A 25,904-nucleotide genomic window follows, 5' to 3' on the forward strand; every position below is an offset into this window, starting at 1 on the left:
CACTTGTGGTGACGGTGCGGGGTGAAAACGGGCCCGAGGCGAGTCATCTAATCACTTGATATCTTGGGTGTCCATAGCCGCCGGGACCACAGCCCGCCTCGTGGCCTCCCGGTAATCCCGGGGCGCCATGCCGTACTTCCGTTGAAAGAGCCGCCCGAAGTACGACTGGCCGGAGAAGCCGCACCGCTGAGCGATGCTGCCGATGCCTTCGGTGGTCGTGGTCAGCAGCAGCGCGGCGTGCTCCAGCCGCCGCCTGGCCACGAACGCGACGGGCGTGCAGCCGTAGTGCGTACGCATGGTGCGGGCCAGGTGCCCGGAGCTCACGGCGGCCAGCGCGAGCAGCCGGGGCAGCCCTTCGCGCAGGTTCTCCTCACGGCTCATCGCGACGCAGGCCGACACCAGCCAGCCGGGCCGCCGGTCCACGGCCGTGCCGTCCGCGCTCTCCAGCAGCGGGACGACCGCCGTCCAGAGCCGCACCAGGTCGAGCACGCGCGGCACGCCGGAGTAGGCCCCCAGCACGCGCGCGAACTCGGCCGCGACCGGCCCGTCCAGGTCGGCGCGCGCCGCCGGCGGCAGCTCGCGCCGGTCCCAGTCCGCCGTGCCGGGCAGCCCGGCGAGGTCGGCGAAGGCACGCCAGCGCTCGCTCGGGAAAGCGATGTTGACGAACCGCAGGCCCGTGGCGGTCGTGGCGGCGAACTCGTGCCGGTCGTGCGGGCGTACCAGCACCACGTCCCCGGCGCGTAACGGCATCTCGGCCTCGCCTACGCGCTGGACGCCCTCCCCCACGGTCACGTACACCAGCTCGTGGAAGTCGGCGTGGACGTGCGGCTCGGGCCGGTCGCGGCGGCCTCCGGTCACCGGTACCAGAGCCGCGTGGTACGGCAGCCCGGCCGCGAACTCGACCCACCGCAGGATCGTCGGCATGTCAGGAAATTAATAGTTATGGAGCGGCGAATACTAGTAACTCGGGCCGCCACCACCGAAGAATCCGGATCGACGCCCTTCCTTGCAGAGGAGTACATGGTGATCACGGATGTCGACCGGACCCTCCAGGACTACGACCGCGACGGCTACACGATCTTCCGGAACGTTCTCGACCGCGACCTGATCTCCGAGGCGAGCGACCACGTCGCCTGGCTCCAGGCCAGGCATCCGGACCGGCTCGGCGAGGACCTGGCCACCGAGCTCGTCGCCGGGGACCCGTTCTGGGTGCGGCTGGTGAGCGACGAGCGGCTGCTGGACATCGCCGAGTTGTTCGTCGGCCCGGACATCGCGCTGTTCGCCTCGCACTACATCAGCAAGCCGCCGTTCTCCGGCATGCCGGTTCTGTGGCACCAGGACGGGGCGTACTGGCCGCTGGAGCCGATGCGGGTCGTCACGTTGTGGCTGGCGGTGGACGAGTCCACGCCCGAGAACGGCTGCGTGCGGGTGATCCCAGGCTCACACAAGGAGGACCTGCACGCGTTGCGGCAGCGTGACGACATCGACAACGTCCTCGGCTCGGAGAGCGCGGTGACCGTGGACGAGTCGCAGGCGGCGGACCTGGTGCTGGCGCCCGGCGACGTGGAGGTGCACCACCCGAACATCCTGCACGCCTCCAACGCCAACACCTCGCCCCGGCGCCGCTGCGGCCTGACGATCAGGTACATCCCGACGTCGACCCGGATCACCAGCGAGCAGCAGCCGTTCGTGTCGGCGCTGCTGCTGCGTGGCGCCCCGGGGGTGAACGTCTATCAGCCGTTCCCGACGTACGTCGAGGGCGAGCACATGCCGTTCGCCGGCGCGGACAAGTGGGCGTGACCCACACAGACCCTGGGAGGCGCGGGCGATCTGCTCCCGGCTCGTGACCTTCAGTCCGGTGCGGTCGATCCCCTGGCTCATGCCTTTGAGTCTGTCCTGCCGCCTCCAGCGGTGCTACCGGTAGACCGCCGGTTTCTTCTCCTTGCCGGGGAACACCATGATCAGGAGCTCCACGGCCCCGTCAGGGGCATAGGGCACTTGGTAGACGAGCTTGCGCCCGCGCAGGTGCACCCGCACCCGGTACGACCCGGGACCGGCGGCCGTCAGGCCGGTCACGCTCGTTCCCTGGCTGTCGGAGAGGGCCAGGGTGCCGCGCGGGCTGTCGTAGCCGACCTCCACCACCTCGTCCCACCCCTTGGTCTCCAGCGGCGGCCGCCTGCGGTAGGACTCGACGGTCACACAGGCGTGGCCGATCTCGTCGGCCGCCCAGATGGCCAGCGCCCCACGTTCGCTGCCGACCAGGTCCTCCACCAGGTCGGGGTCGTCGCCCACATACTCGTCCTCAAATCCAGGGATGGTCCAGGACTCGGTGAACATGGTGGCGTGCTTCTGCCGCACCGGCTTGATCTTCGGGCGGTGCAGGGGATGCCGGGCGCAGGCCTTCTGCTTCTCGAGGAAGTACGCCGCCTCCTCCTCTTGCTTCCGTTTGCCCTCCTGCTCCTGCCACCGGGCCACCGCCGGGCACAGCGAGCCCAGCGCGCCCCGCAGCTGCGCGTGCGGCGCGTCCTGCACGGCCGGCACGTTGACGTCGCCGCCGTGCCGGGTGGCCAGGCCGCACAGGTGGTGTCCCTGGGACAGCACCACCCGGTCGGGCGCATCCTCCCAGCCCTCGATGCCGCCGAGGCCGTAGAAGTCGTTGTATCCGCGCACGTCGCACAGGAACTTCTTCTCCGCCTCGCTCAGCCCTTTGACGGTGCCGTCGCCGAAGCCGGCGCAGTCCAGCTCCCGCTCAGTGCTCACCTTGCCGGGGGGAGCCGCCTGCACCGCGACCAGCAGGACCGCCGTCACCGTGAGGACCGTGGCCATCGTGCGGGCGAAGCGGCCCCGCCGCACGAACGCCCCCCGAGGGGCTCGCACCGCGAGCAGGATCAGCACCGCGGGCACCAGGAAGTACAGGTCCCAGACGAGTCGCCAGCTCACCAGCTCCGACGGCCCCCAGGCGGCCACGCACGCCGGATCGAGCGCCCCGTCGAGCAGGAGCAGCACAACGCCGGGAAGGCGCTGGAGGAGCAGCACCACAGCCGCGACGCGGGCGACGATCCTGCCGAGCCGGTCCCGCCCGGTCCTGACGCTCGCATGCCAGCCCGCCAAGGCCAGGACGATCAGCGGTGCGCCGCCGTACCAGAAGAGCGGGACCTGTCCGATCAGGTACTCCGGGATCATCGAATCGATCTCATGGCCCAGGCACCAGCCAGACGACATGTACGCGTAAAAGCGGCTGCCGTCGTCTGCGGTCAGCAGAGACGAGGCCCAGTCGTAGAGGTCGGGAGCCAGCGCGGTCACCAGCGCCGCCGCCCAGAGCACCCATGATCGTCGGGACACGAGAGGGAAGACTAAAGGACGATGGCACCAACCGCCCATACCGGAAGAGGAAAGCCGCATGACCGACCTGGACGCCCTGTCGTTCGAGCCTCACCGCGGTCTCCTGCCTCGACCGGGCGGCCGCCTCGCACGGTGACCGCGTCGCCGTCGTCGACGGGCCGCGTACGTGACGCTGCGCGACGGCGCCGAAGCCACCGCGGACGAGATCATGGATCATGTGCGGGCGTGGTCCAAGGTGCCCAAGACCGTGGAGTTCGGCGAGTTGCCGAAGACGTCCACAGGGAAGATCCAGAAGTACGTCCTGCGGGAGAAGGCCTGGTCGGGGCGGCAGCGCCGCATCCATTGAGACCAAGGTTTCCCGTTCCCAGTCAATCCCCAGAAAAGGCCAGTACTCTCACCCACCATGAAGTGGGAGTACCAGACGTGAAGATCCGGTACATGCTGCTGCACGCCTACGGCATGGGCGGCACCATACGCACGGTGGTCAACCAGGCCGGCGCGATGGCCGAGGCAGGCCACGACGTCGAGATCGTCAGCGTGGTGCGGCGCCGCACCAAGCCCCAGTTCGCCATCGACCCGCGGGTGCGCCTGTCGGCCCTGGTGGACCAGCGAGACGGGGTGGCGGCCGACTCCTTGGCACGCAAGGTGTGGCGACGCGCCCGCGGCAAGATCGTCCCGTACGGCGAGTTCGCCGCCGAATACTTCACCGAACGCGTGGAGGCCGCGGTCATGGACTACGTGTCCGCGCTGACCGACGGCATCCTGGTCACCACCCGCCCGGCGCTGAACCTGATCTCCGCCCGCCGCGCCTCGCGCAAGGTCATCCGGGTGGCGCAGGAGCACATGAACCTGGCCGCCTACCACCCGGCCGTCCGCGAGCACATCGCCCGCCACTACGGCCGATTCGACGCGATCTCCGTGCTGACCGAGACCAGCCGCGCCGAATACCGCGCGCTCCTGGGCACCGGCGCGCCGATCGTGCGCATCCCCAACGCGGTCCACATGGAGCACCGCAAACACTCCGACCACAACAACCCGATCGTGATCGCGGCCGGGCGGCTGGTGCCGCAGAAAGGCTTCGACCTGCTCATCCCGGCGTTCGCCGCGGTCGCGGACGCCTACCCGGAGTGGACGGTGCGGATCTTCGGCACCGGACCGTCCCAGCAACGCCTGCAGGAGCGCATCGACGAGCACGGGATGGGCGGGCGGATCCGGCTCATGGGCCGCACCGACCGTATCCACGAGGAGCTGGCCAAAGCGTCGATCTACGCCCTCAGCTCGCGTATCGAGGGGCTGCCGATGGCGATGATCGAGGCGATGGGCCACGCCCTGCCGATCGTCGCCTTCGACTGTCCCACGGGACCGGCGGACGTGCTGACCCCGGGCCGCGACGGGCTGCTGGTGCCGCCCCGCGATGTCGAGAAGCTGGGCGAGGGCCTCGCCCGGCTGATGGGCGACCGGGAGTTGCGCGCGCGGATGGGCACCGCGGCGGCGGAGACGGCGCACGACTACACGCCGCAGGTCGTGATGCCGTTGTGGGAGGAGCTTTTCACCGCCCTGGGCAGCGGCCGGCCGATCCCGGCGAGCCTCACGGGGATGCCGCCGGCTCCGTGACGATCGGCGCCAGGGCCTGCGGATCGCGGAACGGGATCATGTGCGGCATGCCCGGCACGATGACCAGCCTGGCCCGCGGGATCAGGCGGGTGACCTGCTCGGCCCAGGCCTGCGAGACCATCCGGTCGTACTCGCCCCTGACCACGAGCGTGGGCACGGCCACGCGCGGCAGCTTGTCCTCCGGGCGGTCGCGCATGGCCACCTCGAACGTGGCGACGACCCGCCGCATCCCCGCGTCCCAGTAGTCGGCCACGTTGAGCGGCGCCATGCGCGGGCTCTCCCGTACGGAGTTGCGCAGCCACCGGCCGATCATCCGCGGCCAGGAGCGCGCCTGCGGATCCACGGTCGGCCCGACCAGGACGAGCGAGTGCACCCGCTCAGGGTGACGGACCGCCACGTCCACGGCGAGCTGGCAGCCGAACGAGCAGCCCACCAAGCAGGCGGGCGGCAGATCCTCCGCCTCCAGCCAGGAGATCAGCGCGTCGCCCAGGCCCGCCAGGTCCAGCGGGCGGGGCGGCTTCGCGCTGCGCCCGAAACCCGGCAGGTCCACGGTCCATGCCGGCACGTGCGCGCCCAGCGCGGCGACCAGAGGCCGCAGCTCCCTGCTGGACACGCCCGCCCCGTGCACGCAGACCACCGGTGTCCTGCGGTCCCCTCCCCGGGGGACGCACCGCCACCCGGTCATGGGCCACCGGCCGGCCTTGACGATCCGCCGTTCGAGATCCATCTGCTCCACGTGCCCACCACGAACTGGTCAAATCCCGCATGGGCGGGGCCACGGCGGAAAGCATCCCCGGCAAGGGGACGTGAAGGAGGCAGCCATGGCTGCGACACAAGGCGTGTTCCGCCGCAAACCGGTCGAGCAGATCGCGGAGGAGCACGAGGGCGAATTGTCCCGGACGCTCGGGTTGTGGCAGCTCACCGCGATCGGCATCGGCGGCATCATCGGCGCCGGCATCTTCGCCCTGGCCGGGGCGGTGGCCAACCAGACGGCGGGGCCGGCCGTGCTCGTGTCGTTCCTGCTGGCCGGGATCGCCAGCGCGGCGGCGGCCTTCTCCTACGCCGAGTTCGCCGGCATGATCCCGAAGGCCGGGTCCGCCTACACCTACGGGTACGCGGTGCTCGGCGAGCTCGTGGGCTGGTTCATCGGATGGGACCTGCTGCTGGAGTACACGGCCATCGTCGCCGTCGTCGCCATCGGCATATCCGGATATTTCGGTTTTCTCGTGCAACAGCTGGGCGTCACCCTGCCGCCGTGGATGCTCGGCGCGCCGGGCACCGGGGAAGGGCACGTGGTCGACCTGTTCGCGGTGCTGCTCTGCCTGCTGATCGCCTACCTGCTGAACCTGGGCATCCGGGCGGCCGCCCGGTTCGAGACGTTCGTGGTCGCGATCAAGGTGGCCGTGGTGCTGCTGGTGATCGCGGTCGGGTTCTTCCACATCGACCCGGCCAACTACACGCCGTTCTTCCCCTTCGGCGTCGGCGGGGCGATCACCGGCGCGGCCACCGTGTTCTTCGCCGTCTTCGGCTACGACGCGATGAGCACCGCGGCCGAGGAGTCCAAGGACGCCCGGCGGCACATGCCCAAGGCCATCATCTACTCCCTGGTCATCTCCATGATCCTGTACGTGCTGGCCACGCTCGTGCTCACCGGCATGCAGAACTACCGGGAGATCGACCCGGAGAGCGGTTTCTCCTCGGCGTTCGCCTCCGTCGGGCTCTCCGGACTGGCCACGGTGATCGCGGCGGGCGCCATCGTCGGCATCCTGACCGTCATGTTCACGTTCATGCTGGGCGTGACCCGGGTGTGGTTCGCCATGAGCAGGGACGGGCTCCTGCCCCTGTGGTTCGCCCGGCTGCATCCGGTACGGCGGGTGCCCACGCGCGTCACCTGGATCGTGGGCATCGGCTCCGCGCTGATCGCCGGGTTCCTGCCCATCAGGGAGGCGGCCGAGTTGACCAACATCGGCATCCTGCTGGCCTTCGTGGTGGTGTGCGCGGCCGTGATCGTGCTCCGCTACCGCCAGCCCGACCTGCACCGGGAGTTCCGCACGCCCGGCATGCCCGTGGTGCCGGCGATCGGCGTGCTCTTCTCCATCTGGCTGATCACCTTCCTGGACCCCACGACCTGGCTGCGCTTCGCCGTGTGGTTCGTGCTCGGACTGATCGTCTACTTCGCCTACAGCCGGCGGCATTCCGCTCTCAACACCTGACTACGGCCAGGGTTTTACCGTGGATCGAGTGCCGGATTAAGGCCTGGACATAATCTGGGTTATGGGGCTCGACACGACCACCCGGGTGTCGGAGTTGGAGCAAATCATGACCATGGCCGCGCCGAAGATCTCGAGCGGTCTGCCGGCGGAGCTCAACACGTTCGTGGGCCGCCGGCACGAAGTAGCCGAGGTCAAGCGGCTTCTGTCCGAGGGAAGGCTGGTGACGCTGGTCGGCGTGGGCGGCGTCGGCAAGTCCCGGCTGGCGCTGCGCGTCGGGTCGGACCTGCGGCGCGCCTTCCACGACGGCGTGTGGCTGGTCGAGCTCGCTCCCCTGGAGAGCCCCGAGTTGCTCGTCCCCGCCATCCTGGAAAGGCTGGAGATCCAGGATCGTTCCATCCGGCCGCCGATCGAGGTGCTCGTCGACCACCTGCGGGACAAGCAGATGCTGGTGCTCCTCGACAACTGCGAGCACCTGCTGGACGAGTGCGCGGCCATGGTGGAGACGCTGATGCGCTCCGCCCCCCAGCTGCGGATCCTGGCGACCAGCCGACAGGCGCTCGGCGTCGCGGGCGAGCGGACGATGCCGGTGCCCACGATGTCGGTGCCGGACGCCGACGGGGCGGCGCCGTCGGCCGAGGCGATGGGGCGATCCGACGCGGTGCGGCTGTTCTCCGAGCGGGCGAAGGCCGTGCTGCCCGGCTTCGAGGTCACCGACGCCAACAGGGACACCGTGGCGTGGATCTGCCGGCGCCTGGACGGCATGCCGCTGGCGATCGAGCTGGCCGTCGTCCGGTTGCGGGCGATCTCCGTAGAGCAGCTGCTCGCCCGGCTGGACGACCGCTTCCGGCTCCTCACGACGGGGGCGCGGACCGCGCTGCCGCGCCAGCAGACGCTGCGGGCGCTGATCGACTGGAGCTACGCCCTCTGCACCGAGCATGAGCGGCTGCTCTGGAGCCGGCTCTCGGTGTTCTCCGGCGGACTGGACCTGGAGGCGGCCGAGCAGGTCTGCGCCGGGGACGGCATCGCGTCCGATGAGGTCATCGACCTGGTCAACGGCCTGGTGGACAAGTCCGTGCTGGCCCGCGAGGAATACCAGACCGGCGTGCGATACCGGCTGCTGGAGACGATCCGCCAGTACGGCCGCGAGCGGTTGCGCTCGTCGGGCGAAGAGGCGGAGCTGAAGGCCAGGCACCGCGACTGGTACCAGGACCTCGCCACCCGCTCCGGGCAGGCGTGGTACGGGCCCGACCAGGTCGACTGGTTCATCCGCCTGCGCGCCGAGCACGACAACCTGCGCACGGCCATGGACTACTGCCTCACCACGCCGGGCCAGGCGGAGAACGGCCTGGTCATCGCCACCGCGCTGCGCTTCTACTGGATCGCCGCCGGCGCGCTGCGCGAGGGGCGCAGCTGGCTCGACCGCCTGCTCGCCGCCGAGCCGGCGCCCACCGCCACGCGCGCCCGAGCCCTGCTGGTCAACGCCAGGCTCGCGGTCCTGCAGAGCGACTTCGAGGTCGCCGCGGCGATGCTGGAGCAGTGCAAGGAGCTGGGCCGCCGGCACGACGACATGGTGGTCCTCGCCGGCACCGCCTACGTCTGCGGCCTCGCGGCCCTGATCCAGCGCGACCCGGCCGGAGCCGTGGAGCTCCTCGGCGAGGCGCTCGAGACCCACCGCGCGGCCGGCGACCAGATGGGCGCCGTCAACACGCTGATGTACCTCGCCACCGCGCACTCGCTGCTGGGCCACGACGAGCAGGCCGCCGCCCTGTACAAGGAGTGCCTGACGATGTGCGAGGCCCAGTGCGAGCACTGGTTCCGGTCGTACACGCTGTGGGTGTTCGGCATCGAGACGTGGAAGCAGGGCGACACGGCGCAGGCCGTCGAGATGGAGCGCGAGGCCATCCGGCTCAAGCAGCCCTTTGACGACCGCCTGGGCATCGCCCTGTGCATGGAGGCGCTGGCCTGGATGGCCGCCGACGACGCTGGCGAGCGGGCGGCGGTGCTGCTCGGGGCCGCGCAGGAGAACTGGCGGTCGTTCGGCGGGCCGCTGTTCGGCTACCTCTCCGCCTTCCACGACACCGCCGTGGCCGTGGCCCGCGAACACCTCGGCGAGCAGGCCTTCGACGCCGCCTTCCACAAGGGCACCGAGCTCAGCCCCGCCGAGGCGCTCGCGTACGCCATGGGCCGTGCCGCGCCGCGGGCCAAGCAGCCACGCGACAACAGCTCGCCGCTGACCCGGCGGGAACGGGAGATCGCCGCCCTCGTCGCCCAGGGCATGAGCAACAAGGAGATCGCGTCCTCCCTGGTGATCGCGCAGCGCACCGCCGAGGCACACGTGGAGCACATCCTGAGCAAGCTCGGGTTCACCTCGCGGACCCAGATCGCCGCCTGGGTCGCCGGGCAGGACCCGTGCGGGGGACCGTCATGACGACCCTTATTTTGTCTGACAAATCTCCCTTCATCGGGCGCAGGCGTGAGCTTTCCGCATGCAGGCGCATCCTCAGCACCGGCCGGCTGCTCACCCTGACCGGCCCGGGCGGGGTCGGCAAGACCCGGCTGGCGCTCAGGCTGGCCGAGACCCTCCGGGGCAGGTTCCGCGACGGCGTGGAGGTCGTCGAGCTGGCCGCCCTGGAGACCGGCGACCTGCTGGAGCCGACGGTCGCCGATGCGCTGGGGCTGCGCGACGCCGGCCCCAACGCCGGCCAGGTGCTGGTGGACTACCTGTCGAACCGGCGGATGTTGCTGGTGCTCGACAACTGCGAGCACGTGCACGACGCCTGTGCCCGCCTCGTGGACCGGCTGCTGCGGGCCGCTCCCCAGCTGCGGATCCTGGCGACCAGCAGGCGGACCTTGGGCGTGTACGGCGAGCAGGTCCTGGCCGTCCCCGCGCTGCCGGTGCCCGACCCGGGGCACGGCCTGCGGGAGACCGCCCGCCACGACGCCATCCGCCTGTTCGTGGAGCGCGCGGCGCGGGTCCTGCCCGGCTTCTCGTTGCACGCGGGCAACATGGCGTGCGTGGCCAGGCTGGCCCGGCGGCTGGAGGGCATCCCCCTGGCCATCGAACTGGCCGCGGCGCGGCTACGCACGTCGTCACTGGAGGACCTGGCCCGCGAGCTCGACGAGCGGCTCGACGTGCTGGCGGCCGACGCCCCGGCCGTGCTGCCGCGCCATCGCACGCTGCGCGCCACCATGGACTGGAGCTTCGGCCTGTGTTCGGCCGCGGAGCGGCGGTTGTGGTCGCGGTTGTCGATGTTCCCCGGCGGGGCCGACCTGGAAACCGCCGAGTCGGTGTGCGCCGGCAACGGCATCGACGACATGGAGGTGCTCGACCTGCTCACCGGGTTGGTGGACAAATCGGTCGTGGCCGGCGAGCGACGGCAGGGCGGGCTCAGATACCGCATGCTGGAGTGCCTGCGCGCGTACGGGAGCGAGCGGCTGCCCTCCGCCGACCGGCTGCCCCTGCGCTCCCGGTACGTCCGCCACTACCAGGACCTGGCCGAGCGGCACCGCATCGACCGGCTGGTGCCCGACCAGCACGAGCGTTACCTGGTGCTGCGCACGGAGTTGCCCAACGTGCGGGCGGCGCTCGACGCGTGCCTGAGCGAGCCCCCGCTCGCGCCCGTCGGGCTGAGCACCGCGTCGGCGATGTGGTGCTACTGGCTGCTGGCCGGCTCGCTCACCGAGGGCCGCTACTGGCTGGAACGCGGCCTGCGGCTGGTGCCGGACGGCACCGGCACGCGGGCGTTCGCCTTGTGGGCGTACACCCTGCTCGCGCTGCGCCAGGGCGACGTGGCGGCGGCGCTGCCGCGGCTCAGGGAATGCCACGACCTCGCACGTCAAGCCGGGAACGAGCGCATCCTGCCGCGCGCGCTCATGGCCGAGGGCGTTGCCGCGTTCTCCCACGGCGACGGCCGCCGCGGGCTCGAGCTGCTGCGCGATTCCCTGGTGCTGCACCGCGCCGCCGACGACATGGACGGCGTGCTCTACAGCCTGTATTTCGGCGCCGCGTACGGCTCGAGCGAGGATCCCGCCCAGGCCGCCGAGCTCGGCGAGGAGCTGCTGAACCTGTGCGAGAAGCATCACGCGCTGGTCTCCCGCGCGTACGCGCAGCTGTCGCTCGGCGTCGCGTGCTGGAACCTCGGCGACTGCTCGCGAGCGGAGGCGCTGGTGGCGGCGGCCACCGAGTTCGCCGGCGAGATCGGCGACCGGTGGTGCCTCACTCAGTGCCTGGAGGTGCTGGCGTGGGCGGCGGGCGCGCGCGCGGAGCACGAACGGGCGGCGGGGCTGCTGGGCGCCGCACACATGTTGTGGCGGGTGGTGGGCGCCGCACCGGAGCGGCTGAGTTACCACGCGGCCTGGCATGAGAAGTGCGCGGAGCAGGCGCGCCGCGCACTGGGCAGGCGGGCGTTCTCGGGAGCGTTCCGCACCGGGCAGCGGGTCGGCCCTGACCGCGCCGCGGATTACGCGACCGGCCGCGGCTGAGGCCGTCGTGGCAGGCCCGCCGCCGCACGCCCGGCCCGCCGCGAGGGCGATCACACCGGGCCGGGTCTCGTACGATGAGGGGGTGCGCGGCCTTCTCCGCTCCTTATGGAACGAGCCACGTCCCCCCAACCCCCCACGGCGGGTGTGGCGGGACTGGGCGCTCGTCGGAGTGCTCGTGCCGGTCGCGGTGCTCGAAGGGATCCTGCGGCCGGATCTTCCCTGGCGGGCCGTCTCGGTCGTCGTCACCGCCGGGCTGGTGTTCACGTTGTTGTGGCGGCGCACCAGGCCGCTGCCGATGGTGCTGATCATCTTCGTCGTCACGAGCCTGGCGCCGTTGTTCACGGGCGGCGCGCCCGTCGAGACGTACACGATGGTCTACGTGCTGGTGGCGCTGTACGCGTTGTTCCGGTGGGGCTCGGGGCGGGAGACCGCGATCGGGTTCGCGATCATGGTGGCTTCGGTCGTGATCTCGGTGGCCGCAGGACGCCTCGACGCCGCCGACCTGGTGGGCGCGTTCGCCGTGATGTTCTCGTCCTTCGCGCTGGGCGTGGCCTTCCGGTTCCGGGCGCGGGACAGGATGCGCGAGCTCGACCAGGTCAAGCTGCTCGAGCGCGAGCAGCTCGCCCGCGACCTGCACGACACCGTCGCCCACCACGTCTCGGCGATGGCCATCCGCGCCCAGGCGGGCCTGGCGACGGCGGCGACGCACCCCGGCGCCGCCACCGACGCGCTGCGGGTGATCGAGGCGGAGGCGTCGCGCACGCTGGCGGAGATGCGCGCCATGGTGCGCGTGCTGCGCAGGCACGATCCCGCGGAGCTGGCCCCCGGCAAGCACATCGCGGATCTCGAACAGCTCGCCGGCCAGGCCCGCGTCGGCCCGTCGGTCGACGTGGACATCCGCGGCGACCTCGAGGGACTCCCTCCGTCGGTCGGGGCCGCGATCTACCGCATCGCGCAGGAGTCGGTCACCAACGCCAGGCGGCACGCGCGGCACGCCACGCGCATCGAGGTGAGCGTGGCCGCGGACGACACCTCGGTGCGCCTGCGGGTGAGCGACGACGGCGACGGCAGCTCCACCCGCACGATCTCGTCGGCGGGGTACGGGGTCATCGGCATGATCGAACGCGCCGGCCTGCTCGGCGGCACCTGCGAGGCGGGCCCGAACCCGGGCCGTGGCTGGACCGTGACGGCAGTGCTGCCGCGTACCGGGGCGGTGACATGAGCATCAAGGTGGTCGTGGCGGACGACCAGGAGATCACCCGGACCGGGCTCAGGATGATCCTCGACGCCCAGCCGGACATCGAGGTCGTCGGCGAGGCCGGCGACGGGCGGCGAGCCGTCGAGCTCGCCCGGCGGCTGCGCCCCGACGTGTGCCTGTTCGACATCCGCATGCCCCACCTCAACGGCATCGACGCCACCCGCCAGCTGGCCGGTCCCGACGTCGGCGACCCGCTCGCCGTGGTGGTCATCACCACGTTCGACCTGGACGAGTACGTCTACGAGGCGCTGCGGGCCGGCGCCCGGGGCTTCCTGCTCAAGGACGCGGGCCCGGACCTGCTCGGCCAGGCCATCCGGGCGGCCGCGGGCGGCGACGCGCTGATCGCGCCGAGCATCACCGGACGGCTGCTCGGCGCCTTCGCCGGGGCAGGTCCCGCCGCACCGCCCGCGCAGCCCATCGAGGCGCTCACGGACCGGGAGGAGCAGATCCTGCTCACCGTCGCACGCGGCCGGACCAACAGCGAGATAGCCACCGAGCTGCACATCTCGCTCAGCACGGTCAAAAGCCACATCGCAAGCCTGATGACCAAGCTCGGCGTGCGCAACCGGGTCGAGATCGCGATGTGGGCGTACGAGACCCACCGCGTCAAGCACTGACCCGCGGCTGCCGGCCAGGAGCAGGGGCGTCCACCGGCCTATAGGCCACCGCGGAGGTCGTACTTTCGGCCGTTGGCCGGCGAGCGCGTCTTGGCGACACTGACGTTCAGCCGCTCCGGCAACCGCTCCAGGATGGGGACATGTCATGAAGGCTTTCGTCCTACGCTCGTACGGCCCGCCCGCCGCGCTCCAGCTCGTCGACGTCGACCGGCCCGAGCCGGGCCCCGGCGAGGTGCTGGTGCGGGTGCGCGCCACGTCCGTCCAGCCCTTCGACTGGCATCTGATGCGCGGCGAGCCGTACGTCGCGCGCGTCATGCCCGGCGGTCCCGGGCTGCGCAAGCCGTCGATCACCATTCTGGGCGCCGACGTGGCCGGGGAGGTCGAGGCGGCCGGGAAGGACGTCACCGAGTTCGCTCCGGGCGACGAGGTGTTCGCGATGTCCAAGCAGGGCGGATTCGGCGAGTACGTCCGCGTCAGTGCGGCCGAGCTGGCGCCGAAGCCGCGGAACCTGTCGTTCGAGGAGGCGGCCGCGGTGCCGCTGGCGGCCAACACGGCCCTGGTGGCCGTCCGCGACCGGGGCGGGGTCCAGCCCGGGCAGAAGGTCCTGGTCAACGGGGCTTCGGGCGGCGTGGGGACGTTCGCCGTGCAGCTCGCCAAGGCGTTCGGCGCGCACGTCACCGGCGTCTGCAGCTCCAGGAACGTGGACCTGGTCCGCTCGCTCGGCGCCGACGAGGTCGTCGACTACACCAAGGAGGACTTCACCCGGCTCGGCCGCCGCTTCGACCTCGTGGTGGACAACGCGAGCAGCCGGGGCGCTTCGGCCTACCGGCGGGTCCTGAAGCCCAAGGGCGTCCACGTCCTCGTCGGCGGGCCGGGCGGCCGCTGGCTGCAGCCGGCCGGGCGGATGTTCGCGACGCTGGCGGCCGGTCTGTTCCTGCCCCACAAGGTGGCCCTGGCGGACGTGATCGCGTGCACGGCGGAGGAGAACAGGCGCAACCTCGTCACGCTGACCCGGCTCATCGAGGACGGCCAGGTCAATCCGGTCATCGACCGGCAGTACCCGTTCGAGGAGATCCCCGCCGCCATCAGGTATCAGGAGGAGGGCCGCGCTCCGGGCAAGGTCGTCGTCACCGTGTCGGCGTAAGATCGCCCCGATTCTCATAGTCACGCATCGATAGGGCATGCTAATGATCTGTAAGCAGCTGCCCGCGACGATCGTGATGAAGGTTCCTGACTTATGCCGTTTCTGACCCAGCTCGCCGACGTCGCCCGCCGCACCGGCGGACCGGTGACCGAAGTGGCCGGATGGAAGACCCGCGGTCACGGGCCGCAGCCCGAGGTGCAGGGCATCGTCTGCCACCACACCGCCGGCCCGGCAGGAGGCGGCGACTACCCGTCGCTGGCCGTGGTGCGCGACGGCCGCCCCGGACTGGACGGGCCGCTGTCCCACTTCGGGCTCGGCAGGTCCGGCCGGATCTACGTCATCGCCGCCGGACGGTGCTGGCACAACGCCCCGTCGACCTCGCCGCGGCACGACAACTCCAGCTCGATCGGCATCGAGGCGGAGAACAACGGCGTCCAGCCCTGGCCCACGGCGCAGATCGAGGCCTACATCCGCCTGTGCGCGGAATTGTGCCGTGAGTTCGGGCTTCCGGCCTCCCGGGTGAAGGCGCACCGCGAGGTCAACACCGCCAAGCCGGACCCGCACTCCCTCGACATGAACGACTTCCGGGCGTCCGTCGCCGCCATCATCAAGGGCGACCCGGACCCATCCTGGACGGAGAACATCGTGAAGAACCTGCCGCTGATCCGCCTCGGTGACGACAACTTCGACGTCAAGACGGTCAGAGGCTGCCTGTTCGCCCGTGGCCACGTGCCGCCGGCCGCCTACGCGGGGGTCCAGGACGGGCTGGAGGGCTGGTTGAAGTCGACCCGCTGCGACACCGCCCTGGTCGAGCTCGTCCGCGGGTTCCAGCGGGCCGAGGGCCTCGACGAGGACGGCTTCGTCGGGCCCAAGACCTGGCCGTCGCTGCTGCGCGTGTAGGCGGGCCGGCGCACGGCTCATCCCACCGGCACGGGGTGGGTGTCGCGTACCCGGATGAGCAGCAGCGAGATCGCCACGCCGGCCAGTCCGGCGGCCGCGGCGACCAGGCAGGTGGTGGCCAGCGCGCCGGTGAAGACGTTCCTGGCGGTCTCCTGGGCGGCCTGGCTCACCAGGTCGAACCGGCCGCCGGCCACCACCGCGGCCTGACCGGGGAGCTCGGCCTCGATCCGGGTGGTGAAGATGGCCCCGAACGCGGCCACGCCGGTGGCCGTGCCGAGCGGGAAGAACGTGTTGGACAGGCCGGAGGCCATCCCGGCCCGTTCGCGGGGCACGACGTCGAGCGTCACGCCCATCAGCGGCGGGAAGGCCAGCGCGCCACCGACGCCGAGCAGCACGAAGCCGGGGAACGCGACGAGCCATGAGCTGTCCGGTCCCACCCGGGCCATGAGGACGAAGGCCACCGCGATCAGCGCGAAGCCACCGGCCATCAGCCGCGACGCCGGCAGCTTCTCCCCCAGCCGCCCCGCCAGCGGCGCGACGACCAGGATGGGCAGGGTCAGGGCCAGCAGCCGCAGCCCGGTCTCCAGTGGCGAGTGGCCGAGCATGCCCTGCAGCCACAGGATCAGGTACGGCAGGATGCCGAAACTGGTGATCCTGGCCAGGAACGTCAGCAGCACCGCACCGGTGAACGTCGGTATCCGGAACAACCGCACGTCCAGGACCGCGTACGAGCGGCGGGCCTGCACCGCGACGAACAGACCGAGCAGCAGCAGGCCGGCGAGCAGCGCGGCCAGCACGCGGGGCGAGCCCCAGCCCTGGCCCGGACCGGCGATGAGCGCGTAGTTGAGCGCGAAGAGCAGGACGACGGCCAGCACGGCGCCGGTCACGTCGATCCGGCCCGCGGGCGCTTCCCTGGCCGGCTCGCGCAACCACAGCAGCGCCCCGGCCACCAGGACCAGCCCGACGGGCAGGTTGATCCAGAAGATCCACCGCCAGCCGAGCGTGTCCACCAGCAGGCCGCCGATCAGCGGCCCGAGCCCGGCGGCCGCGCCGCCCGCGGCGGAGAACGCGCCGATCGCGGCCTGCCGGGCCCGTCCCGCCGGGTAAGCGCCGGCGATGAGCGCCATCGCGGTGCCCATGACCATCGCGCCGCCCACGCCCTGCGCGATGCGGAAGGCCGTCAGGGCGCCCGGGCTCCAGGCCGCCCCGCAGGCCGCGGAGGCGGCGGTGAACAACGCGACCCCGGCCGTGAAGATCGCGCGACGGCCGACGCGGTCGGAGACCGATCCCGCGGTGAGCAGCAGCGCGGCGAACGCGAGGGTGTAGCCGTTGATGGCCCACTGCAGGCCGTCCAGACGGGCCGACAACTCACTCGCGATCTCAGGGAGCGCGACGTTGACGATCGTGATGTCCAGGGTGAGCAGGACCGCGGCCAGGCAGACGGCGGCCAGGGTCCACCCGGCCTTGGGAGGCTGAGTCATGCGTACAAAGTACACATAAATTAGGCAAACCTAAATAGGTGGTGGGAGCGCGATGTGATCAGCGCGGGTCCGCCGCCGCGAGTGCGTCCACCAAGGCCCGGAGTCCGTGCAGGAAGGCGGCCTGGTGATCGAACGAGCGGACCGCGCGGCGGGCCCGCTCGGGGTCGTCGACCGAGGAGGCGAGCAGCCGCTCGCGGGCGGCGCGCCGCTCGGGGGCCACGCCGGGCAGGTAGGACAGGTGGCCGAGGACATACCACCACAGCGCGGCGTACCCGCCTGTTCCCTGGTGGTCGTCCTGTCCGAGCTCGGCGAAGCGATCCAGGGTCCAGGTGAACAGGGCGGCGGCCCGCGGTGCGAACTGCTCGCCCTGGCGCAGGATCTCCACGACCCAGACATGCTGGGCGAGGTAGGCGTCCACGGCGGCGAACGCGGCGACGAGCCGCTCCTGCGGGGTCCCCTCGTCACCGGGCAGCGGCGGCAGGCCCTCGGCCACGTCCTCCAGGAGCGCGAGGATGAGCGCCTGCTTGTCCGCGACGTGCCGGTAGATCGCCATCGGAGCGGCGCCCAGCTCGGCCGCGACCCGCCGGATCGTCAGCCCGCCGACGCCCTCCGTCTCGGCCACCCGCCGGCCCGCGGCCACGACGATCCCGCGGGTGAGGAATTGGCGACGTCCGCTGGAACCCGTACGCGCGACCACGTCTTTCACTGTAGTGGCCCCACTTGCCCCGCCCGCCCGCGGATGCCGCAGGGCCTCCATCGGGACAGGCGAGGCGGCAGGCACATGCGCGCGTTGTGGTAATGGCGTGTTCACCGAGATTTAATCGGTGACCTCGACTGATCCCGTCTGGCGGGGTACGTGGACACGCATGCTCGGACACATCACCCGTACCCTGCACCGCGTCACGGACGCCGTCGGCGCACTCGGCGGGCGCTCCACCTGGAAGTATCCGGGCCGAATCCATCTGGAGCTGCTGCGTGAGCCGGTCCTGGAGGCCGAGATCGAGAGCAGGCTGCAGGCGGTTCCGGGGGTGCGGTGGGCGCGGGTGAACGTGCCGCTGCGGCGCGCCGTCGTCGCGCTGGACGACCCGCCCGCCGACACCGGCGAGCTGATGAAGGCGCTCGACGAGGCGGAGTCCAAGAGCGAGTCGCGGGTGGCCGCCGAACCCCCTCCCGGGCTGATTCTCGCGGCGGACGTGGGCGGCATCGTGGCGACCGTCGTGGAGACGGTGATCCGTCACACGCCACTGCCCGCGGAGGTCCCCGGCCTGGTGTCGCTGGTGGACAACCTGCCGCGGTTGCGCGAGGCGATCAGCGACGCCCTTCTCCTGCCCGAGCTGAAGACATGGCTGCCCGTGGCGAGCGCCGCCGCGAAGGGGCTGGCGCCCGGCATGACGGGGCTGGTGGTCGACCTGGCCCAGCGCATGGTGCAGGTGAGGGAGAACCACGCCGTGGACAGCGCGTGGGAGGCCGTTCAGGAGCGTCTGATCGGGACGCCGGAGCAGGCCGCCGCCTCCGCGATCTCTGCCGCGCGGCCGGTGCCGCTGCCGCCCGGCCCCGCCGAGCGGTACGCCGACCAGCTGCTCGCCGGCGCGCCGCTGGGCGGCGTGGTCGGCTCGCTGCTGACCATGAACGCCCGGCGCGGCCTGCAGACGGCGATGATCTGCACGCCCAAGCCGGCGTTCGCGGGGCGGGAGACGTTCGCGGCCGAGCTGGGTTTCGTGTTGTCGCGCCGGGGCGTGCTGATCGCCGACCGGGACGCGCTGCGGCGGCTCGACCGGATCGACACGGTGGTGTTCGACGAGGACGTGCTGCTGTCGCCGCGCAGCGCGGTGGGCGAGGTGAAGCCGGCCCCGGGCGCCGACCACGAGGAAGTCGCCACGTGGCTCTACCGGCTGTTCGACCCCGACCGGCGGGCGGCCGCTCAGGAGGAAGGACCGTGGCGGCTGCACGCTCGCGGCGCGAAGCTGACCCTGACCCGGGACGGCGAGCGGCAGGCGACCGCCGAGACGGTGCGGCAACGTTCGCCGGACGCCGAGGCCGCGGTGGCCGCCGCCCGCAAGGCCGGGCTACGCGTCATCGTGCGGCCGGGCGTGTCCGCCGAACAGGTGCGGCGGCTGCAGGCCGACGGGGCCGGGGTGTTGCTGGTGTCCTCGGACCCGCGGGCCCTGGCCCAGGCCGACTGCGGGGCGGGGATGGCCGACAGCCCCCCTCCGTGGGGCGCCCATCTGCTGCTGGGCGACGACCTGCGGCCCTTGATCCCGCTGATCGCGGCCGTCCCGGCGGCACGCGAGGTGTCGGCCGGCGGGGTGACGCTGGCTCGCGGCGGAACCGGCATCGGCGCGTTGTTCGCGCTCACCTCCCCCGCCCCGCGCTCCGCGGGCAACGCCCTGACCGCGATGCACGTCGCGACCTTCCTGTCGATGGGCCACGGCGCCTGGCGCGCCTGGCGTACCACGCAGACGCCCGTCCTGCCCCCGGCCGACCCTCGGCCGTGGCACGCGATGCCGGTCGAGACGGTGCTGCGCGAGCTGGACAGCGGCCCCGGCGGGCTGAGCGCCGCGGAGGCGGCCCGCAGGCGGGCACCGGTCCCCGCCGCCGGAGGCGGGCGGCTCTCGCTGCTGCGTGAGACGGCGGCGGAGCTGGCCAACCCGTTCACTCCGGTGCTCGCGGCCGGCGCGGTGGGCTCGGCCGCGGTGGGCTCGCTCGTGGACGCCGCCCTGGTGTCCAGCGTGATGGGGTTGTCGGCGCTGGCCGGCGGCGTGCAGCGGCTGGCCACCGCCCGGACGCTGGCCGAGCTGGCCGGGCACGTACGCGTGCGCGCCCGGGTCCTGCGTGACGGCGAGGAAGGCGAGGTCGACGCCCGTGACCTGGTCCCCGGCGACGTCGTGGTGCTCTTCGCTGGGCAGGTGGTGCCCGCCGACTGCCGCATCGTGACGGCGGACGGGCTGGAGGCCGACGAGTCGGCGCTGACCGGCGAGTCCCTGCCCGTGGCCAAGAACGCCGCGCCGGTCTTCGCCAGGGACGTGGCGGAGCGGCGCTCCATGCTGTACGAGAGCACGTCGATCGCGGCGGGCAAGGCCACGGCCGTGGTGGTGGCCGTGGGCGAGGCCACGGAGACGGGCCGCGCCCTGGCCGCCGCCGAGGAGCGGGCGCCGCGCAGCGGAGTTGCCGATCGGCTGGCGCGGATCACCCGCGCCACCACGCCGATCGCCGGCGGCGCGGCGGCGGTGCTGACGCTGACCGGCCTGGTACGCGGCCGGCCGCTGCGCCAGGCCATCGGCGAAGGGGTCAACCTCGCCGTGGCCGCCGTTCCCGAAGGGCTTCCGCTGCTGGTCAGCGCGGCCCAGCTGGCGGCCACCCGCCGTCTGTCCGAGCACGGCGTGCACGTACGCGACCCGCGGACGATCGAGGCGCTGGGCCGGGTCGAGGTGCTGTGCTTCGACAAGACGGGCACGCTCACCGCCGGGGAGATCCGGCTGACCCGCGTCTCCGACGCCCGCCGCGAGGCGTCCGCGCCGGACCTGGGCGACCTGGACGCGGTCCTGGCCGCCGGGCAGCGCGCGACGCCCCATCGGGAGGGCAACGGCGTGCACAGCCACCTCACCGACGCGGCCGTCTCGGCCGGGGCCAAGGCCGCGGGGGTGAGCCGCAAGACGGGTGCGCGGGGCTGGCGAGAGCTGGCGGCGCTGCCGTTCGAGCCATCCAGGGGTTTCCACGCCACCCTCGGCCGGACCGGCCGGGCGCGGCTGCTCAGCGTCAAAGGCGCGCCCGAGACCGTGTTGCCGCGCTGTTCCCAGGTGCGCGTGGACGGCGAGGACCGTCCCCTTGACGACAAGGAGCGGCGCCGCATCGAGCAACGCGTGGAACGCCTGGCCGCCTCGGGCCATCGTGTGCTGGCTGTGGCCGAACGCCGGCCGGCGGAGCTGGAAGAGCTCGACGACGGCGACGTGACGGACCTGACCTTCGTCGGGCTGCTCGGCCTGGCCGACGTGGTACGGCTCACCGCCAGCCCGGCCGTGACCCGCCTGCGCGCGGCCGGCGTGCAGATCGTCATGATCACCGGGGATCATCCCAGCACGGCGGCCGCCATCGCCGCCGAGCTGATCGAGGCTGAGCCGCGCGTGCTCACCGGGGCGGAGCTGGACGAGCTGGACGACGCGGGGCTGGACGAGCGGCTGCCGGCCATCGACGTGGTGGCCCGGTGCACGCCGGAGCAGAAGGTCCGGGTCGTGCGCTCGTTCCAGCGGATCGGCAAGGTGGTGGCGATGACCGGCGACGGCGCGAACGACGCCGCCGGGATCCGGCTGGCCGACGTCGGCATCGCGCTGGGTCTCACCGGCACCCCGGCGGCGCGGGCGGCCGCCGACATGGTGGTGAGCGACGACCGGCTGGAGACCATCGTCTCGGCGCTGGCCGAGGGCAGGGCCATGTGGGCCTCGGTCCGCGAGGCGCTGGCCATCCTGGTGGGCGGCAATCTGGGCGAGATCGGCTTCACCCTGATCGGCGCGCTCACCTCGGGGTCCTCCCCGCTGTCGGCCCGCCAGCTCCTGCTCGTCAACATGCTCACGGACCTGGCGCCCGCGCTGGCCATCGCGCTGCGCGCGCCCTCGCCAGAGGAGGCCGCGAACCTGCTGCAGGAGGGTCCGGAGAGCTCGCTGGGGCACGCGCTCACGCGGGAGATCGTCCGGCGCGCCGTGGTCACGTCGGTGGGCGCGGGGCTCGGCTGGACACTGGCCAGATTCACCGGCACGGCGGCGCGCGCGCGTACGGTCGGGCTGGTCGCCCTGGTCGGCACCCAGCTGGCCCAGACGGTGCAGACCGCGGGACGGGACCGGACCGTGCTGCTCAGCGCGGTCGGCTCGGCGGCGGCGCTGGCCGCGATCGTCCAGACGCCCGGGGTCAGCCATTTCTTCGGCTCGAGGCCGCTCGGCCCGGTGGCGTGGCCGATGGCGCTGTTCGCGGTGGCGGCGGCGCTGGTGTTCGACAAGGTCGCCGAGCGTCCGTTGAACACCATGATGGACAGGTTCATGCCGCATTAGCGCGACGGGACACGCGCCCAGGAACATATCCGGTGTGCGTATCGCGCGGTCAGCGAACTCGCGAGCCCCGCGGAACAACGGCTCGAACGCAGCAGTTACATCCTGCTCCGGCGGCTCGAGGCCGATGGGCCGATGTCCATCGGACAGCTCGCGCAGGCGTTCGCGCTCGACGCCTCCACCGTCAACCGGCAGGCGGCCGTGCTGCTGCGTGGCGGCCTCGCCGAGCGCATCCCCGACCCGGAGGGCGGCATGGCGCGCAAGCTCCGCGTCACCGAGGAGGGGCTGCGGCGAGTGATCGAACCGTCGCCGGCCCCGGCTCGGCACGAGTGTGACGTGCCCGTCACGCTGAAGGAGAAGGTTTCGTCCGTCCCGAGCCTGTCCCGTGGCCCTGCTCGCCCGCGAAGACCCTCAGCTGCATGGCCAGCGTGCCGTAGTAGCCGACCAGCGTCGTGAGGTCGAACAGGCCCCGCTCCCCCAGCGCCGCGACCGCGCCGGCGTATTCCTCGTCGGTCAGCTCGCCCGTGGCCGCCAGCGCGGCGGCGGCCCGGATGGCCGCCTGCTCGGCGGGGTCGTCCAGGACGAGGGGCCGGCCCACGTGCAGCGCGGCCAGCTCGGACTCCGTGAGGCCGCACGTGCGGCCCACCGCCTCGTGCGCCTCGCGCTCGAAGTCGCTGCCCCAGTGCGCGGCCACGGTGAGGATCGCCATCTCCCTGATCCGCGGGGTCAGGACCGAGCCGTACCGCACGGCCGTGCCCACCGCCTGCAGCGCCAGGCCGACGGGCGGGCTCAGCAACATCGCGTTGAACGGTCCCCGCAGCCGTCCCTGCTCGTCGGCGAGGGCGAACGCCTGCGGCCCCGCCGCCCGCGGCCCGCCCGCGATGGCGCGGTAGAGCTCGGCCTGCTCCTCGTCCAGTTCCTCGGGCAGCAGCCCGGGCAGCCGGGCCTTACGGTGGTGCATACAGACTCCGTGCGGGTGGGGGCTGATCGTTTAGCTCCGTATTACACCCTTCCCCCTATGGTGTCGCCCGAGGATTTCTCGGGAGTGTCCATGTCACAGCGGAAGGTCAAGCGTAGGCGCGCCGCCCTGCGGCGCGAGGAGGCACTGCGGCGCGAGCACCGCAGGCGGCTGAGGCGGCGGATCATGTACGTCACCGCCGCCCTGGTGGCGGTGGTGGGCGCGGCGACGGCGGTGCTGGTGGTCACCCAGGTCAATGCCCCGACGACGACGGCGCCGGTCGCGAGCACGTCGCCGTCACCGCCCGCGGCGTCGCAGTCGCCCTCATCGGCGCCGTCGCCCTCGGCGTCGCAGTCGCCCTCATCGGCGCCGTCGCCCTCGGCGTCGCAGCCGTCACCGTCCACGGCATCGCCCTCGCCCAGCGGGACGTCCGGGCGGTGACACGCGCCGGTGGCCGGCCGCGATCGGGTGTCAGACGCCTGGCGAGCCGACCGGTTGCCGGCGGCTCTCGGCGTACGACCGCAGCCGCATCAGGTCCTCGCGCAGCTTGCGGGCCGGGTTGGCGCCCAGCAGCCGCGCCACCGCGTGGCCGGCCACGCCCGCCACCGGGTTGTAGGCGAGCCGCACCTGGACGCGGGTCCTGCCGTCGGGCTGCTCGGCCAGGGTCAGCGAGCCGGTGTGGGCGATGAGCTCGCCTTCGGCCGACTGCCACGCGATCTCCCGGCCCTCCTCGCGCCTGATCTCGGTGGCGTCGAACCGGATCGGCGTCCCGGCGGGCCCGCTGATCGTCCAGTGGGACGTCCGGCCGTCGGCGGAGCGGCGCACCTCGAGCACGTCCGGCATGAAGCGCGGGAAGATCGAGTAGTCGCTCACCAGCGACCACACGGTCGAGGCAGGCGCGTCGATCGAGATGCCCTCGGTGATGTCGACGGCGTGGCGGCCGGCTTTGAGCCCGGTCAGGCGCCGCAGCGGCAGGTTCGTCGCCACGCGGGCGGCCAGCAGCGCGCCGGCGCCGCGGATGGCCCAGGCGACCGGCCGGGGCAGCCCGCCCGGCAGCGCCATCATGCCGGCGGCGGCCGTGCCGGCCAGGAATCTGGCGGTCGGGGACCACTGCTGCTGGAGCAGTTCGGGCACCGGCTCGCGGCGCCGGCCCGCGCCTTGGAGTCGCGGTGACTCCGCCGCGTCACGGTACGTGGTCCAGCGTGTCTCGACGCCTTTGACGCCGGGGATGTGGCGGACTGCCCGCCTGACGCGCTCTTCCTCGCCCTCGAGCACGTCGCCGTGGAGCGTCACGCGGCGGTCCTGGACGTGGACCTCGACCGCGTGCGGGTAGCTGACGTGGCGGCCCAGCTCCGCCCGTACGCGCTCGTAGAGCACTCGGTCGTCGGTCGACCGGCCGGCGACGCGGTACCGTACGGCGGCGGCCGAGCCGCGGCTGCGGTTGGCGAGGTCCCGGCTGAGGACGCCCAGGCCGTCGCGCAACTCGTGCGTCGCGTGCGCCGCCTTGTCGCGGCCCTTGGCCCGGCGCGAGCGTCCCCGTGCCGGATCGAACAGGTACGCGACCGCGGCTCCGGCGCAGAAGCCCAGCCCGGCCGCGGCCGCGTTCTTCGCCAGGTGCGTCTGCCGCTCCCCTGCTGTCATGTCAACATGTCTCGCGCGCATAGCGATCTACCCCTCATCATCGCCTTCGACCAGGTCGGCTACCCGGCGCCCCCGGCCCCTAACAGCCGTCCATCCGACGTCCCGCCCGCGGCGGGTTCCCGGGTCGCCGAGGTCCAAGGGGCTGACGTGCCGGCGGGGTGGCCGCAAGCTCGCCTCCGACCCAGACCAGGTCATGACCGGGTAAAAGGCACACCCCCGCCCGAATCATCACAAATCGTGACGTTAGAGTAACGAACTGTGAACGACTCGAAGCGTGTGGAAATAGCCTGGCCCGCCCTCGGCATCACCGTGGCGGCCGAACTCGACCAGCGCAACCCGGCTCTTGCCCAGTGCTTCTGGGACGCGCTGCCCTACCGCAGCCTGCAGGGCCACGCCCTCGTCGCGGGCCATCATCTGTACCACGTCGCACCGGTCCATTCGCTGCTGCACGCGCCCGCGGCGTACCGCGTGGACCGGCGCACCGTCCCCGACGGGACGCTGTTCTGCTCCCGGCTGCAGCATCTCGGCATCAAGTACGGCGAGCTGACCGAGCCGATGACGGCCACGCCGATCGGCCAGGTCGTCCCGGAGGACGTGGACGCCCTGGTCGAGGCCGGCCGCGAGGTGTGGCACTCGGTCTACACCACCAAGGAGCCGGTCATCGCCGAGGTGCGCCGGGCCGGTGAGCCAGGCGGCCACGAGCTGCCCCGGCTGCCTGTCGGCGACCCGCAGCTCAACGACCTGATCGCCGACGTGCACGCCGAGACCGAGCGCATCTGGCTCGAGCCGCCGCGCGAGCTGGTCGACCTGCACGCGGGCCGGATCCAGTCGCGGGCCGGCAGCTACGACACGGTCCTGACCACGCTGCTGTTCGTCAACGGCGAGACCCGTCCGCTCGGCTACAGCTGCTACGGCGGCCTCGTGCGAGCCGCCCTGGACGGCATGCCGCTGCCGTGGCTGCGCCAGATGACCCGTCAGCTCGCCCACACTCCGGCGGAGTTCCTCGGCTACTGCGGCCTGGACACGCTGTGGGGCTTCACCAGGCGGCTCATGGACGGCCTGGAGCGGCTCAACAGCCACACCGACTTCATCTCGGCCATGGCCCACATGGCGCTCTACTGCAACTGCCTGGGCGGCTGGAACCTGCACCTGTTCCCGTGGCAGGCCGGCGACACCCTGCGGCGCCTGGAGGCGACGGCATGAGCGAGCGACCCATCA

Annotated in this window: 20 protein-coding genes and 1 pseudogene; 13 read left to right on the plus strand and 8 right to left on the minus strand. The window is 72.3% G+C overall.

Annotated features, from left to right (window positions below; genetic code table 11):
* Nucleotides 1–51: 51 nt before the first annotated feature.
* Nucleotides 52–924, minus strand: coding sequence for an AraC family transcriptional regulator (locus EDD27_RS20825; RefSeq protein ID WP_127933895.1), 873 nt, complete (start codon nt 922–924; stop codon nt 52–54).
* Nucleotides 925–1,020: 96 nt separating this feature from the next.
* Here EDD27_RS20825 and EDD27_RS20830 point away from each other — a divergent pair, with 96 nt between their 5' ends.
* Nucleotides 1,021–1,800, plus strand: coding sequence for a phytanoyl-CoA dioxygenase family protein (locus tag EDD27_RS20830; protein WP_127933896.1), 780 nt, complete (start codon nt 1,021–1,023; stop codon nt 1,798–1,800).
* 114 nt (nt 1,801–1,914) lie between these two features.
* Here EDD27_RS20830 and EDD27_RS20835 read toward each other — a convergent pair whose 3' ends face one another.
* Complete coding sequence (locus EDD27_RS20835) at nt 1,915–3,342, minus strand: hypothetical protein (RefSeq protein WP_127933897.1); 1,428 nt, start codon at nt 3,340–3,342, stop codon at nt 1,915–1,917.
* A 163-nt stretch (nt 3,343–3,505) separates the two neighbouring features.
* Between EDD27_RS20835 and EDD27_RS20840 the strand changes: the two are divergent.
* Both EDD27_RS20840 and EDD27_RS20845 read left to right on the plus strand, forming a co-directional pair.
* Nucleotides 3,506–3,688: pseudogene (locus EDD27_RS20840) on the plus strand (acyl-CoA synthetase); the annotation flags it as partial.
* Between the two features lie 77 nt (nt 3,689–3,765).
* Nucleotides 3,766–4,956 (plus strand): glycosyltransferase family 4 protein, encoded by a 1,191-nt coding sequence (locus tag EDD27_RS20845; protein ID WP_127933898.1) that lies wholly within the window; start codon nt 3,766–3,768, stop codon nt 4,954–4,956.
* Here the strand turns inward: EDD27_RS20845 and EDD27_RS20850 are convergent.
* Nucleotides 4,931–5,683, minus strand: a complete 753-nt coding sequence (locus tag EDD27_RS20850) for an alpha/beta fold hydrolase (RefSeq protein WP_241564824.1) — start codon at nt 5,681–5,683, stop codon at nt 4,931–4,933. The genes EDD27_RS20845 and EDD27_RS20850 overlap by 26 nt on opposite strands.
* A 94-nt stretch (nt 5,684–5,777) precedes the next feature.
* On the opposite strand from EDD27_RS20850, the gene EDD27_RS20855 reads away from it, so the two are divergent.
* From EDD27_RS20855 to EDD27_RS20885, 7 genes are all read left to right on the plus strand, one after another.
* Entirely contained in the window at nt 5,778–7,169 is a 1,392-nt protein-coding gene (locus EDD27_RS20855) for an amino acid permease (protein ID WP_127933900.1), read from the plus strand.
* Nucleotides 7,170–7,230: 61 nt separating this feature from the next.
* Complete coding sequence (locus EDD27_RS20860) at nt 7,231–9,597, plus strand: ATP-binding protein (protein WP_241564162.1); 2,367 nt, start codon at nt 7,231–7,233, stop codon at nt 9,595–9,597.
* Nucleotides 9,594–11,651 carry an ATP-binding protein gene (locus EDD27_RS20865; protein ID WP_127933901.1) on the plus strand — a complete coding sequence of 686 codons (2,058 nt, stop codon included), beginning with the start codon at nt 9,594–9,596 and terminating at the stop codon, nt 11,649–11,651. The genes EDD27_RS20860 and EDD27_RS20865 overlap by 4 nt, the downstream gene beginning before the upstream one ends.
* Before the next feature lie 82 nt (nt 11,652–11,733).
* Nucleotides 11,734–12,873 carry a sensor histidine kinase gene (locus tag EDD27_RS20870; protein WP_127933902.1) on the plus strand — a complete coding sequence of 380 codons (1,140 nt, stop codon included), beginning with the start codon at nt 11,734–11,736 and terminating at the stop codon, nt 12,871–12,873.
* Entirely contained in the window at nt 12,870–13,526 is a 657-nt protein-coding gene (locus EDD27_RS20875) for a response regulator (RefSeq protein ID WP_127933903.1), read from the plus strand. The genes EDD27_RS20870 and EDD27_RS20875 overlap by 4 nt, the downstream gene beginning before the upstream one ends.
* Before the next feature lie 145 nt (nt 13,527–13,671).
* Nucleotides 13,672–14,670, plus strand: a complete 999-nt coding sequence (locus EDD27_RS20880) for an NAD(P)-dependent alcohol dehydrogenase (protein ID WP_127933904.1) — start codon at nt 13,672–13,674, stop codon at nt 14,668–14,670.
* Nucleotides 14,671–14,763: 93 nt separating this feature from the next.
* Nucleotides 14,764–15,570 carry a peptidoglycan recognition protein family protein gene (locus EDD27_RS20885; RefSeq protein ID WP_127933905.1) on the plus strand — a complete coding sequence of 269 codons (807 nt, stop codon included), beginning with the start codon at nt 14,764–14,766 and terminating at the stop codon, nt 15,568–15,570.
* 17 nt (nt 15,571–15,587) lie between these two features.
* Here EDD27_RS20885 and EDD27_RS20890 read toward each other — a convergent pair whose 3' ends face one another.
* Together EDD27_RS20890 and EDD27_RS20895 are read right to left on the minus strand one after the other, a co-directional pair.
* On the minus strand, nt 15,588–17,051 hold the full coding sequence (locus EDD27_RS20890; RefSeq protein WP_127933906.1) for an MFS transporter: 1,464 nt from the start codon (nt 17,049–17,051) through the stop codon (nt 15,588–15,590).
* Between the two features lie 58 nt (nt 17,052–17,109).
* Entirely contained in the window at nt 17,110–17,748 is a 639-nt protein-coding gene (locus EDD27_RS20895; RefSeq protein ID WP_164903711.1) for a TetR/AcrR family transcriptional regulator, read from the minus strand.
* A gap of 169 nt (nt 17,749–17,917) precedes the next feature.
* Here EDD27_RS20895 and EDD27_RS20900 point away from each other — a divergent pair, with 169 nt between their 5' ends.
* Nucleotides 17,918–22,090, plus strand: a complete 4,173-nt coding sequence (locus tag EDD27_RS20900; RefSeq protein ID WP_127933908.1) for a cation-translocating P-type ATPase — start codon at nt 17,918–17,920, stop codon at nt 22,088–22,090.
* 27 nt (nt 22,091–22,117) lie between these two features.
* A complete protein-coding gene (locus tag EDD27_RS20905; protein ID WP_127940829.1) occupies nt 22,118–22,543 on the plus strand; it encodes a MarR family transcriptional regulator in 426 nt (141 codons plus the stop codon).
* Here the strand turns inward: EDD27_RS20905 and EDD27_RS20910 are convergent.
* The 3 genes from EDD27_RS20910 to EDD27_RS20920 form a co-directional block, all read right to left on the minus strand.
* Entirely contained in the window at nt 22,431–23,048 is a 618-nt protein-coding gene (locus EDD27_RS20910) for a carboxymuconolactone decarboxylase family protein (protein WP_127933909.1), read from the minus strand. The two genes, EDD27_RS20905 and EDD27_RS20910, sit on opposite strands and share 113 nt — an antisense overlap.
* A gap of 41 nt (nt 23,049–23,089) precedes the next feature.
* Nucleotides 23,090–23,449, minus strand: a complete 360-nt coding sequence (locus EDD27_RS20915; RefSeq protein ID WP_127933910.1) for a hypothetical protein — start codon at nt 23,447–23,449, stop codon at nt 23,090–23,092.
* Between the two features lie 67 nt (nt 23,450–23,516).
* Entirely contained in the window at nt 23,517–24,686 is a 1,170-nt protein-coding gene (locus EDD27_RS20920) for an SRPBCC family protein (RefSeq protein WP_164903712.1), read from the minus strand.
* 258 nt (nt 24,687–24,944) lie between these two features.
* Here EDD27_RS20920 and EDD27_RS20925 point away from each other — a divergent pair, with 258 nt between their 5' ends.
* Nucleotides 24,945–25,889 carry a cucumopine synthase-related protein gene (locus tag EDD27_RS20925; RefSeq protein ID WP_127933912.1) on the plus strand — a complete coding sequence of 315 codons (945 nt, stop codon included), beginning with the start codon at nt 24,945–24,947 and terminating at the stop codon, nt 25,887–25,889.
* Nucleotides 25,890–25,904 lie beyond the last annotated feature (15 nt).

The organism is Nonomuraea polychroma, from assembly GCF_004011505.1.
GTDB lineage: Bacteria > Actinomycetota > Actinomycetes > Streptosporangiales > Streptosporangiaceae > Nonomuraea > Nonomuraea polychroma.